Raw genomic sequence first — 12,810 nt, 5'->3', positions numbered from 1 at the left:
AATTAAATTTTTGGGAAATACTATGAAATATATTATCAATCATTCAAACGACACTGCATTTAATATCGCCTTGGAAGAATATGCCTTTAAACACTTACTAGATGAGGATCAAATCTTCCTACTTTGGATTAACAAACCTTCTATCATTGTTGGTCGTCACCAGAATACTATTGAAGAAATTAACCGTGATTATGTTCGAGAAAATGGCATTGAGGTAGTCCGCCGTATCAGTGGTGGTGGAGCTGTTTATCACGATTTAAACAACCTCAACTACACCATCATTTCAAAAGAAGATGAAAACAAGGCCTTTGACTTCAAGAGCTTCTCAACTCCAGTTATCAATACCTTGGCTCAACTAGGTGTTAAAGCTGAGTTCACAGGCCGTAATGACCTTGAGATTGATGGCAAAAAATTCTGTGGCAATGCCCAAGCCTATATCAATGGGCGTATCATGCACCACGGTTGCTTGTTATTTGACGTTGATTTATCAGTCCTTGCTAACGCCCTCAAGGTTTCAAAAGATAAATTTGAATCGAAAGGTGTGAAATCCGTCCGTGCCCGTGTAACCAATATTGTCAATGAATTACCAGAAAAAATCACAGTTGAAGAATTCCGTGATTTGCTATTGGAATACATGAAAAAAGAGTACCCAGAGATGACTGAATACGTTTTTTCTGAGCAAGAATTAGCGGAAATCAATCGTATCAAGGATACCAAGTTCGGTACTTGGGACTGGAACTACGGTAAATCTCCTGAATTTAACGTCCGTCGTGGTACAAAATTCACCAGTGGTAAGGTTGAAGTTTTTTCCAACGTCATTGAATCAAAAATCCAAGATATCAAGATTTATGGAGACTTCTTTGGTATCGAAGACGTTGCAGCTGTAGAAGATGTCCTCCGTGGCGTAAAATATGAACGTGAAGATGTTCTTAAGGCACTAGAAACCATTGACATCACACGCTACTTTGCTGGTATTAGTCGTGAAGAAATTGCTGAAGCGGTAGTGGGATAAAAAGAAAAGAAGTTGGTTGTATGACCAGCTTCTTTTTTGAACTACAATTTACATAATTTATAATATGTAACGTGTAATATTTACAAACTATCTAAGGCATTCTTTTGTTCATCATTGACGATATGGGTATAGAGGTCAGTGACTTGTGTACTGGCATGTCCTAGCTGATGGCTGACCAAAACTTGCGATTTAGTAGCATCATAGAGCCTAGTCGCCAGGGTATGGCGTAGCTTGTGTGGAGTTACACGGACTTTGAAGTCCTCAGAGTACTTAGCAACCATCTTTTCAACACTAGAAGCATCAATACGATTGGGAACGCCTCGATATAAGGTCAAAAAGAGAGCTGTATCTGTCTTTTCCGTCTTATAGCGTTGATTTCGAATGGCTAGATAATTCTCTAGGTAAGGCTTAGCAAAAGCAGCGACATTGACAGAATCACGTTTCCCCCCTTTTCGAGTGACATCGATCACCATCATTTTGAGATTGAGGTCTCTTAGATCTAGATTAACAGCTTCAGATAAGCGGACACCAGACGCTAGGAGAAGGGCAATAATGGCCAAATCACGTTCTTTGTTCTTATTAAATGATGAGAGAGCGCGATTTGAGAGCTGTTGTGGGTACTCCTGATCGATATAAGTTAGAAAACCTTCTGTTTCATCACCTAGAAAGAGTTTTTGCTTGATGTTTTCAGCTCTAGCAGCAAGTGTTTCTTTCTTTTTCTTGGTTGAAACTTTCTTCATTACATTACGATAGAAATAGGGTTCTCCCAGGTCGTTTTCAACCTCCTCTGTTAGATACTTGTAAAGACTAGAAAGTGCTGATAAGGTCCGATTGATGGTCGTCTGAGATACACCTTGCTTGGTTGTATTAGCATTCAGCAATGGACGTTCACGTAGATATAGGATAAAAGCTTCCATATCTTTCTTAGACATATTTTCCAAGACAGATAAAGGAATATCAGACATTTTATCAGCATTTGAAATTCCAGACTCTAAAACCCAGCTGAAAAATCGATCGTATTCCTTGAGATATTCGTACAAGGTTGTAAAACTGTAGGGCACAGCAAGCTTGGATTGGTAGTATTCCAGAACATACCAGGGCATGATTTGTTTTAGTTTGTCGATTCGTTCCAGTAAAATCTCACGTTTCATGTATTTTCTCCATAATTAAGTCTACTAGTAGTATAGCATAGACTCATATATTTTTCAAGAAAATTATAGTTTTTCGGAAAGATGTAACAAGAAACTTAAAACAGAAGTCTAACTTTTTTATAAAACTGAATTTTTTAAAAATCAAAACTTCCACTTAAAATGTACATTATTAGAGTGAGAACTGAAATGTCTTCAAATGTAGATATTGCATCTATACTCTATAACTACAAAAAAAGTCTCAATAATATTGAGACTTTTCATTTAACTATTCTTAATACAGGACCTTTTTGTGCCAATTGATAATTATCATTAATTGAAATATCTAATGATTTTTCTAACTCATCTTTGGGCAGAGATAAGTTAGAAATTAGTTCATTTTTTTGTAAAATATCATTACTGATAATTAAGTCAAATACTTTACGGTAAAGACTAGGTTTCTCAGGAGTCAATTCATCATCCAAAGGCTCACGCTTCTTCCATTTATTAAAGCCAATTTTCCTAAACAAATATAATTTTTGATCATCATTGATTAACTCTAACTGATAAGTTCTCATAATCATTGATTGAATAGAAACTTTCCAATATTTTTTTAACTCAATATAAAAGTCTAAATTAGTAGATAACAAAGATTTTAAAAAACCATTCTCAGGTAACAATAAACAAGAAGCAAAATAGTTTGCCTGATTCTCAATAATATTCTTTAATTCCTGAGAGGTATAGTCGTGAATACTTTCAATATCTCCATGAAGTAAAATATGACCTAATTCGTGTGCAATATTAAAACGACGACGTACAGCAGATTCTCCATTATCTGTCAGCATGATATACGGTCTGTCTTCAATCCATTCTGACACTGCATCCAATTTGTCATCAGACATATTGGACTCAACAACAATAATACCATTAACTTCTGCAATCTCAGTGAGATTAGAAATTGGTATATCTTTACCTAATCCCCATAGTTCTCTTAATTCTTTAGCTTTTTCCTCAATATCGTTATTAGTAATATCGTAAATAGTTTTCGTTAAAATGTCAGGTAGAGTTAATTCAGGAAAATTAACATACTGAGACAGCAAATCATAAATTTCCTTTTGAAATTCTAACCTGACAGCTTGCATATCCCTTGCTCTTTTAGTAGCCGCAGATTGACTACGAAAAAAAGTGGCCCCTTCGTAAAACCTTTTAGGTTCAGAAGTAAAATAGGCGTATGGAAAATCTAGTTCAGCAACAATTGTCATTAACTTACTTGCTCCTGGATGTGTTTTCCCTAATTCATAATTAGAAATCATTTGTCTAGATATTCCTGTTCGTTCAGCCAATTCTTTTTTAGTTAATCCTCTGGCTATTCTAGCCTTAGTTAATTTAGAGGGACTAAATATTCCTTGTTCCATTTACTTCTCTCCTAAGAAGCTCTTCTGACAGCTCCGTTAAAGTCAAATCTAGTTTCTTTTGAGTGGTCTGCTCTTGGTCTTTCGAGGCAACAATCCGCTGGGCATTCATAATATCTACTTTCTCAATCCATTGCTCTGTATCAACATTTGGCAAACCCAGCTGAACAAATTGCAGGTGATGATTCTTTCCGCCGTATGTTAAGAGGAGAAATGGTGGGTTATCAGCATCATAATGCTTATTGATATCCTCTTGGGTTGTAAAAAGATCAAATTGTTTATTTTTCACACTAGCCACACTTCTGTGAAGAGCTTTTTTCGGCATTGTTTTTATACTTCTGGTTTTTACTGGAGAAATAATGGCTCCTTTTGCTTCAATCATCGTATAAGTATAGCCGTTCACTTTATTATTCACTGCAGACAACATTTGCACATCTGTTCTCATTGATGAATCTTCTAAAACTAATCGCAGCGCTACATCGACTAATGCTTGTCGGATATGCCCATAAGTCTTTCGCATTTCTGGGTGCCGCAATACAGGTGTGGTATCAATGAGTTCCCACAAAAAACGATAGGCCTCCTTAATACTGTATGCTAATTCACCGGCTAATCGTGGGTCACACTCTGCTTCTAAATGAGTTCTTAAAATTCCCATCTTATCTCCTAACTATTAACTTTATTCACGTCATGTTAATAGTTTACCTTTTTTTAAAAAAAATGTCAACACCAAAACATACTAAGAATAGTAGGTAGAAAATTTCTGACGGGAAAATTACGCATTACTTTTTTGGTGCAAAGTAAAGGTGTCCTTTTAAATCAAGAGGCTTTTCCAAAGAATAATACTGTTTCATACAAAACAGCTAGCGACTATACTCGTCTTTTTTATGTATTACCATATAGCAGGATACCAAGATGATGAAGATTTTAAGCAGGTAGGTTTCAGATCGATCAGTGTCTATGGTTAGCTGAGACAAGACATTAATGATCGAATGTGTCATAACGCAAATCCAGAGATTCTTTGTTTTGTTATAAAGAGCTGAGAGTATGAAAGAATTCGTCAGCAATCCAAATAAAAACGGTAGAATTTGCAGAGTTGCTAGGGAACCATCTATGTAAAAGAACAACAGATGCCAAATTGCCCAGCTGAAAAAGGTTAGGATTGTTGAGTAAAAATATGGTAGCTTCTCTTGTAAGATTGGTTGAAAAACATATCGCCATCCAATCTCTTCTATACCGCCAAAGACAATAAATTTGAAGAACATCAAAAATGGGAGATACCAGCTAAATTCTACTATTTGCCCACCAAACATTAGAAAAGAAAAATCAAGGACAATAAGGAAAAAAGATAATAAATAATGTTTGTAACTGGTATGAATGTTAAAAAAATCGTTAACGATCTTCTTATAAGGAATATGAAAATAGTGATTTGCAACAATTATTCCCCAAAGAGCTGAGGAAATCCCACCAACAATGATTCCTAAAATAGTTAATAGATTGGAATGAACAGAAAAATGATTCAAGAGAAAGAAAAGGAGACAAGCTGATATTATTTGGCTAAAAGTGCCCAGCAAATATACTGCAATTGCCTTATTTCTTTTCATAGAGAATCCTTTCAATGATATTTTACGTAAAATAAATTATGTAAACAGAACTTATAACAACAAATCTTTGACTTTTCCAATTTCACTTTTTGGAATCACCAGGTGAATCATATCACCCAGATACATTCTAGTTGAGCCGTTAACTGTTTGGCTCTTGCCATTATGGACTTGGGTGGTAATGAGTACGTTATGTGGCAAGTTGAGCTCGTGAACCTGTTTTCCAGCGATTTTGTCAGACACAGGGATTTCTATGAGGGTGACTTCTCCCTCGTCTGTTGCTTCTTCTGGTAGCATTTTTTCTAGCATGGCCTCATAGACTGGCGCACCTTTAAGTAAATCCATGATGATATAGGCAACTAGGGTTACCAATCCAAGTGGCATGAGATTGCGAATGTCACCTACCATTTCGGTTACCAGAATCATAGCGGTTAAGGGAGCTTTAGATATTGCTCCAAAGTAGCCACTCATTCCCAGAATGACAAATATAGGGAATTGCTCCTGACTGACAAGTCCAAGATTGACACAAATGACACCAACTAGGGCACCAAGTAAGGAACCAAGCGCCAAAATTGGTAGGAAGATTCCTCCTGGGAGGCCACTTCCATAGCTAATCATGCTCCAAACAAAGCGAATCAAAAAGTAAGCTAATAGAACTTGAAAACTAAAATTTTGCTCAGTTAGGGAAAGAACAAGCTGATTTCCACCACCAAGGATTTGTGGCAAGAAAATCCCGACTGGTATGATAAGGATAAAGGCTAGGATTGGATAATAAGCTTTATCCAAATGGATTTTTTGACCAATCCACTCATAAACTCGACCAACATTGAGTACAGCTTTCTCATAGAAAAAACCAGAAAGTCCGAGAAAAACTCCCATAAGGAGGTAAATCCAATACTGGTCTAGGTTCATGAGAGGAATGTTGTCTGGCATATCCAGTACGGGTGTTAAGCCAAATATGAGCAGAGAAACAAAGTTTGCTACGAGACTGGCTGCTAGAGTTGAGACCCAGAAAAATCGTGAAAAATGGTGATAGACTTCCTCCACAACAAAGAGGAGACCTGCAATCGGTGCATTAAAGGCAGCGGCTAAACCTGCAGCAGCTCCACTGGCGATCAGGGAACGTTCCTCTACTGGGCTGGATTTGAGCCAATTGGCAATGCCTTTACCACCGACCGCTCCAAGTTGAATACTTGGCCCTTCTCGACCTAGCATAAGGCCACTGGCAATAGCAAGAATACCTAATACATATTTCTTCCAGAGGACACTCCACCAGTTAAGAGTCATCAGTCCCTTTAGTTCGGCTTCGACTTGAGGAATTCCTGAACCCTTGATATCTTTTTCTGACCGAGTTAGTTTCGCACTAAGCCAGCAAACGAATACATAAAATAGGCCAATGATAAAAAGATTGCGCACTAGGTGCGCTTGATCTTGATAGAGTCCTTGTAGCAGGTGGAAGCCCTTTTCGATTAAGAAACGAAAGGATCCGACGATTAGACCGACGACGAGACCAACAATGATTCCTCGTCCAACTTGGGATAATATGGTGCTTGAGGCAAAGGCAAATTCTTTCTTGGAACTGAGTGTTTCTGACTGTTCCTCCATAATCATTTCCTCTTACTTGTCTTTCTTAATTGAAACCAGTGTTTTGACTGGTTCAAAACTGGTTCGGTGAATTGGGGTGACACCTAGTTTTTCCAGTCCTTCTAGGTGTTTAGCTGTTCCATAACCTGCATTAGCTGTAAAATCATATCCAGGATATTGCTGATCATATTCCTTCATCAATTCATCCCGTGTCACCTTGGCCACTATAGATGCAGCTGCGATTGAGAGGGAGTTGGCATCTCCTTTGATGATTGCTGTTTGGGAAATCGACAAATCCAGTTTCATGGCATCTATCAAGAGGTGATCAGGTTGCGGACTGAGCTGGGAGATTGCTTCTTTCATGGCTAGTTTGGTTGCTTCATAGATATTGACTTGGTCAATGACTTGATTATCCATGATTCCAATGCCGATTGCTAAGGCTTGGTCTTGAACAGCATGATAAATTTCCAGATGTTTCTTTTTGGGGATTTTTTTACTATCGTTGAGGCCGTTAATCTTACAATTTTTAGGTAAAATAACAGCTGCAGCGACTACGGGTCCAGCCAGAGGACCACGGCCGACCTCATCAACACCTGCAATTAAGGCCACTCCTTGCTTGTAAAGTTCTTTTTCATAGGAAAGCATGGATTCCAAACGAAGGTCCTCATCCAGTTCAGCCTGTATGGCTTTTTTACGCTTGTTAATTTCTTTTTGAACTCCAGAGCGACTATCCTTTTCCAGTTCAAGAAAAAGGGGATTGTCTAATTCTTTGACAGTGGCAAGAAGGTCTTTGATTTCTTTAATCGTCGTCATCGATGTCATCCAATGTATCTAAGGTATAGTTACCGAGCTTTCCATCACGGACTTCCTTGACGAAGAGGCTGTAAAAGCGGTCGTAGTCGTCTCGGAAACCAAGGGCACGGGTCATATCCATGATGATAACAGGTGCTTCTTCTTCAATTTTCATTTGTTTGAAGCGTTCAGCTAGCTTTTCTGGATAATGTTTTTTGAAATAATTGAGACCAAAAATGGTCACCTCATCCATAGGAAGCAACTGGTCTTTGATAGCTCCAGTCAAGGCTAGTTTCAAAGCAACGGTTTCGTCTTCAAATTTAGGCCATAGAATACCTGGCGTGTCTAATATTTCCAGGTCTTTGTTGGTTTTGAGCCACTGTTGCCCCTTAGTAACACCTGGTTTATTGCCGACCACCGCAATCTTTTTCCCTGCCAAACGATTCATGAGAGTTGACTTGCCGGCATTTGGAATTCCGATAATCATAGTCCGCAAGGTTTCGATCTTAATACCGCGTTCTTTCTGGCGTGCAATCTTATCAGCCATGAGCTTTTTAGCAGCATCAGTAACAACTTTTACAGTCACTTGCTCTTTGGAATTGATAGCCAGAGTTTGGATTCCCTGTGATTCAAAATACTGACGCCATTCTTTGGTCATTGCAGGATCAGCAAGATCCGCCTTATTTAAAATCAAGAGTTTAGGTTTATCCCCCACAATCTTGGTTAACATAGGATTTTGACTAGATAAAGGTAGCCGAGCATCCACCAAAATCGTCACAAAATCAACAAACTTAAGATTCTCCTGAACTTGCCGCCGAGCCTTAGACATGTGACCCGGAAACCATTGAATAGTAGCCATAATATTTTCCCCTTCCGACTAAAAAAAACGTAGTAAAAACGTTTTCTTTCTTACTACCTATTCTATCATAAATGAGGAACTTTTGCACAGGCTTTGACCACAATAAATGACAAATAGTATAGGTACGAAACATCCTTGATGCCAGTCACGATTTACTTGACTTTTTTTGCTAACAGGTATATACTTAGTGTATACTAATTCGTGGAGGTAGAGCGATGAATACAGTAAAGACTCGGAAGGTAGGGAATTCTCTCACTGTGACTATTCCTAAAAATTTGGGGATGACAGAAGGTCAAGAAATGGTTGTCTACAAAGGGATTGACGGAGTCATTGTCTTAGCTCCAAAACTGAAAGATCCTTTTGATGGGATTACTGATTTGAGAATGACAAATGATTTTGAAGGGGTAAGGTCACTTGATAGCGAAATCTGACTATATTCCTGAAAAGCAGGATATCATTTGGCTGGACTTTGATCCATCAGTCGGTCGAGAAATCCAGAAACGGCGACCTGCCTTGGTCGTTTCTAGGAGAGAATATGCCTTGCAAACTGGTTTTGTGGCTGTCTGTCCTATCACTCACGGCCAACGTCGTTTGGCAGAAAAAGGCTTGCTCGTTCCTGTCTCGTCGGACAAGGTAGATGGCGCTGTCAATCCATTTCAACTGTATACCTTTGATATTCGGATGCGTAATGCTCAAAAAATAACAAGAATGGACACGCAGTGTTTTCAGAAAGTCGTCCAACTTTACCAGTACATATTTGGTGATACTTAAATCCTACCATGCATAGACAAGGTAGGATTTTTTCTATATGAGTAACCTATCTAAAAACGGATGAAGACAATTGAGGAGAATCCCTCTAGTCCAACTTTCTTGTGCAGATGATAGATGTTCTGCCTGAAGGCATTCTTTTAGAAAATCGCGGACTTGTTCTGGTGCAATTTCAAACTCAAAGGCTTTCATCTTGTAGAAAAAATCGATGAGATGCTCAGATAAGTATTCATCTGAAAAGAGTACTTCTCCACTTTTTCGATATTCTAATAGAAGCCGAGAAAATCTAGCTTTTTCATCAGGCAAATCCCGAAAATAGGAATTAAGAAGCCAAGTCTGCTTCTGCTTTCGTTCAATAGGATCTTGATTTGCAATTCGCTGATCCTTTTCCAACTCCTTTTGGTTTTGTTTAACCTTGATAGCCCGTTCGTCTCTATTTTTTCCAAAGAGGATTTTTTCCCATTTTCGTTCTTCTTGGGTCAAGGTTTCTGTAAAGCCAAAGTAATCTTGATAGGCTCGTTCTGCAGGTCCCATGGCAAGAATGAGGTTGTCAGCGTATTGCTTGGCGATTTTATCTCTTTTCTTGCGTTCTTTCTCTGCTTGAATCCGTAGATGCTGCTCGTAGTCGATTTTCTCCTTGCCTAGTTTGACAAGGTAGAGTTGTTCATCGGTCTTACCAAGTAGAAAAGGTTTGATACACTTTTCCAGCACTTCTTCCATACGAGCCTTCTTCTTTGGCTCTGCCTTGGTCCAACTTCCGCCTTGAAAGACCTCTAGGAAGAGCTGATAGTCTCTCTCAGGCGCAAAATGATTGCCACGATTGGCTTTGAAAACACCTTTTTCCCAAAACCATTTTAAAAGTCGTTCGTCAAAGTCGCTTTTATTGACCTTGATTTTTTCCTTTTTCTGAGCCTTTCTGGTTAGGTTTTCAAGTTTTCTGAGAAGCTTGTCTTCCTCTTCCAGTTGCTGATCGAGGATAATACGATGAAAATGACGGACGCAGTCACTACCGATTGGAAAGAGGCGTTGGCCTGTGACACCATTAAAGAGTTCGTAGGCGTATTTTATGGCATTCCCGCAAACACAATTACTACGGCCAATGCCATTAAAAATCAAGGAAACTTCATTCCATTCCTTGGTAGCTTGATCCCAAGTATCGGCTTTTGAAGCCTGTAAAACCGCATCGTGCAGGGATTTTCTAACTGGAAGTGTCATGAGGTCTCCTTTCTAGGTTATACTTTTACAACTTGAACCTCGTCTTTGCCGAGCAAAATCAAGTATTTTTCTATGTTTTCAATCGAATAGGCTCTAGATAAAGCCTCTCCGTATAAGGCTAACTGACCACGATAGCGGTCTATGAGTTGACTTGGTTCATCGTAACGGTCTGTTTTGTAGTCGAAAAGAACGATGCGATCCTCATAAAGCAGATAGCCATCCAAGATTCCACGGACAACGAAATCTTCCTTACTCTTTTGATCTTTTTTGAGCATGGAGAAAGGTTGCTCGCGGTAAAGATGGCTGGTATTAGCGAGAATTTCCTGACCAAGTGCTGTATCAAAGAAGGCAAGAATTTTAGAAAGATTGATCTTGTCTCTAACAGCTGGACTAGTCTGAACTTGTTTGAGAGTTTCTGTCAGGCTAGCAAGTGTTGGTTGCTGAATGAGGTCAATTCTTTGCATGAGTTCGTGGGTTGCACTACCAATCTCAGCTCCAGTTACCTTTTCTTTAGTTGAAAAATCTGGTAAATCAAAGCTGATTTTCTTTTCCGATGATTGAGTTTGGTTAGTAATTTCTACCCCTTCCATATCCATAACCGGTTCGTAGAATTTCTTGATTTGGCTTGGGGTTTGAACACTTGGTAGTTCAATGGCTGCGCGGTGAAGAGTATTATAAACTTCCACCTCTTTCAGCATTTCCAAAGCTTCTTTGATAGTTTCTGACTGGCGATTGTCTGCTTGAGAGCTATCTTGGAGAGGGCTCTTGTTTTCCAATTGACCAATAGCTTCTCTAGTCAACAGGTCTTCACCAACAAAACGATAGCTAAAGTTGAGATTGTCCTTGGTAAATACTTTACTGATAGCCCAGACCCAATCTTGGAAATTTCTTGCTTGCAGTCTGGTATTGCTATCTAATTTTCCATTGTTTGCTGCTGGGTATTCCTTGGCTTCTAGCTTTTCGCGAGAGCCCTTGCCAACAAGATAGAGCTTTTTCTCAGCCCTTGTCATGGCAACATACAGCAGACGCATCTGCTCTGAATAGCTAGCCAGTTGCAGTTCTTTCTCATTCTGCGTATAGGTCAGGCTAGGAATGGAGAGTTTGATGGTTTTAGGATAGTGTGCTTCCACTGCTCCTGTTTCCACCTTGGCAATGTATTTGACACCAAGCCCATTTTGACGGCTGAGAATGACGTCTGACATCGAATCTTGCTTGTTGAAGTCCTGATCCATGTTGAGGATAAAGACATAAGGAAACTCCAGTCCTTTGCTCTTGTGAATGGTCAAGAGTTCCACAGCATCTTTAGGCGGTGCGACGGCTACACTTGCGAGATCGTGCTGGGCTTCTAGGACTTGGTCAATCATACGGATAAAACGAGACAAGCCCTTGAAATTACTCTTTTCAAACTGGTCAGCTCGTAGAGCTAGGGCATAGAGATTGGCCTGTCTAGCTGGACCGTTTGGCAGGGCTCCAACATAGTCATAGTAAAAACGGTCGTTGTAAATCTTCCAAATCAAGTCATAGAGAGAGTGGGTTTTGGCATACAAGCGCCAAGAATCCAAAATATCCATGAATTGATTGAGTTTTTCAGCTAGAGCTGTATAAATCAAGTTTTTCTGACTTGTTGCCAGTTTTTGAGCATTGACCAGTTTCTCATAGAGATTTTCTTGGGCCTTATCTTCTATTTTCTGAAGGGACAAGCGTGCCAACTCGTCCTCATCGAAACTAAACATAGGAGACTTCATCAGAGCTACCAAGGCATAGTCTTGCAGGGGATTGTGAATGACGCGCAGGGTGTCCAGCATGACTTTTACTTCTAGGGATTGGAGGTAATTATTTTGCTCGCCGTCGGTTTTAACAGGAATTCCGTACTCAGACAGGGCAAGTAGAATCTGGTCATTACGACTCCTACTGGAAGTCAAAAGGGCAATTTCCTTAAAGGCTACACCTTTTTCCTGATGAAGCTTCAGGATTTCCTTGAGGACCAGGCGCATTTCACCAGTTAGTTTCGTATCTGTTTGGCTCTCTTCCTCCTCTTGTTCGCTGTCGTCCTTATCGTAGAGGAGAAATTCTGCCTTGTTGTCTGGATTAGGAGTCAGTTTGGTATTGGCAAAAACAAGCTGGTGCATGCTATTATAGTTGATTTCGCCGACCTCTTGGTCCATGAGACGTTCAAATACATCGTTAGTTGCTGACAGCACTTCTGAACTGCTACGGAAATTTTCCTTGAGGAGAATCAACTTGCCTTCTTTAGGATTTTGTGCATAGCGTTGGAATTTTTCATTGAAAATCTGAGGATCTGCCTGGCGAAAACGGTAGATAGACTGCTTGATATCTCCCACCATAAAGCGATTGTGACCATTCGACAGCAATTCCAGCATCCGTTCTTGAATGTGGTTGGTATCCTGATACTCATCAACCATGACTTCATGGAAGCGCTCCT

The 12,810-nt window shown here is 39.5% G+C and carries 12 protein-coding genes; 3 read left to right on the top strand and 9 right to left on the bottom strand.

Annotation, left to right across the window (positions count from 1 at the left end; translation table 11 throughout):
- Positions 1-22: 22 nt before the first annotated feature.
- Complete coding sequence (locus HMPREF0849_RS04945; RefSeq protein WP_000874004.1) at positions 23-1,012, top strand: lipoate--protein ligase; 990 nt, start codon at positions 23-25, stop codon at positions 1,010-1,012.
- 80 nt (positions 1,013-1,092) lie between these two features.
- On the opposite strand, the gene xerS is transcribed toward HMPREF0849_RS04945, so the two are convergent.
- From xerS to ylqF, 7 genes are all read right to left on the bottom strand, one after another.
- Positions 1,093-2,163 carry a tyrosine recombinase XerS gene (gene xerS, locus HMPREF0849_RS04940; protein WP_000817856.1) on the bottom strand — a complete coding sequence of 357 codons (1,071 nt, stop codon included), beginning with the start codon at positions 2,161-2,163 and terminating at the stop codon, positions 1,093-1,095.
- A 257-nt stretch (positions 2,164-2,420) separates the two neighbouring features.
- Positions 2,421-3,554, bottom strand: coding sequence for a helix-turn-helix domain-containing protein (locus HMPREF0849_RS04935; protein WP_000434809.1), 1,134 nt, complete (start codon positions 3,552-3,554; stop codon positions 2,421-2,423).
- Positions 3,535-4,206 (bottom strand): hypothetical protein, encoded by a 672-nt coding sequence (locus HMPREF0849_RS04930; RefSeq protein WP_000512118.1) that lies wholly within the window; start codon positions 4,204-4,206, stop codon positions 3,535-3,537. Before HMPREF0849_RS04930 ends, HMPREF0849_RS04935 begins: the two co-directional genes overlap by 20 nt.
- A 205-nt stretch (positions 4,207-4,411) precedes the next feature.
- The gene (locus HMPREF0849_RS04925) at positions 4,412-5,152 is read right to left on the bottom strand and encodes a CPBP family intramembrane glutamic endopeptidase (protein ID WP_000827855.1); all 741 of its coding nucleotides are present in this window, start codon (positions 5,150-5,152) and stop codon (positions 4,412-4,414) included.
- A 51-nt stretch (positions 5,153-5,203) separates the two neighbouring features.
- Positions 5,204-6,754 carry a ClC family H(+)/Cl(-) exchange transporter gene (locus HMPREF0849_RS04920; protein WP_000392580.1) on the bottom strand — a complete coding sequence of 517 codons (1,551 nt, stop codon included), beginning with the start codon at positions 6,752-6,754 and terminating at the stop codon, positions 5,204-5,206.
- A gap of 12 nt (positions 6,755-6,766) precedes the next feature.
- Positions 6,767-7,546, bottom strand: coding sequence for a ribonuclease HII (locus HMPREF0849_RS04915; RefSeq protein WP_000207513.1), 780 nt, complete (start codon positions 7,544-7,546; stop codon positions 6,767-6,769).
- Positions 7,533-8,384 carry a ribosome biogenesis GTPase YlqF gene (gene ylqF, locus HMPREF0849_RS04910; RefSeq protein ID WP_000201310.1) on the bottom strand — a complete coding sequence of 284 codons (852 nt, stop codon included), beginning with the start codon at positions 8,382-8,384 and terminating at the stop codon, positions 7,533-7,535. Before ylqF ends, HMPREF0849_RS04915 begins: the two co-directional genes overlap by 14 nt.
- Before the next feature lie 215 nt (positions 8,385-8,599).
- Here ylqF and mazE point away from each other — a divergent pair, with 215 nt between their 5' ends.
- Together mazE and HMPREF0849_RS04900 are read left to right on the top strand one after the other, a co-directional pair.
- On the top strand, positions 8,600-8,815 hold the full coding sequence (gene mazE, locus HMPREF0849_RS04905; protein WP_001098942.1) for a type II toxin-antitoxin system PemI/MazE family antitoxin: 216 nt from the start codon (positions 8,600-8,602) through the stop codon (positions 8,813-8,815).
- Positions 8,799-9,155, top strand: coding sequence for a type II toxin-antitoxin system PemK/MazF family toxin (locus HMPREF0849_RS04900; RefSeq protein ID WP_000560801.1), 357 nt, complete (start codon positions 8,799-8,801; stop codon positions 9,153-9,155). The genes mazE and HMPREF0849_RS04900 overlap by 17 nt, the downstream gene beginning before the upstream one ends.
- 33 nt (positions 9,156-9,188) lie before the next feature.
- Here HMPREF0849_RS04900 and HMPREF0849_RS04895 read toward each other — a convergent pair whose 3' ends face one another.
- A complete protein-coding gene (locus tag HMPREF0849_RS04895; protein ID WP_000174748.1) occupies positions 9,189-10,367 on the bottom strand; it encodes a hypothetical protein in 1,179 nt (392 codons plus the stop codon).
- 17 nt (positions 10,368-10,384) lie between these two features.
- On the bottom strand, positions 10,385-12,810 hold a 2,426-nt coding region (gene addA / locus HMPREF0849_RS04890; RefSeq protein WP_033605382.1), incomplete at its 5' end, for a helicase-exonuclease AddAB subunit AddA.

Source organism: Streptococcus sp. C300 (genome assembly GCF_000187645.1).
Lineage (GTDB): Bacteria > Bacillota > Bacilli > Lactobacillales > Streptococcaceae > Streptococcus > Streptococcus oralis_CQ.
Note: the sequence above shows the minus strand (reverse complement) of the source record. Positions and strands in the feature narration are given on the sequence as shown.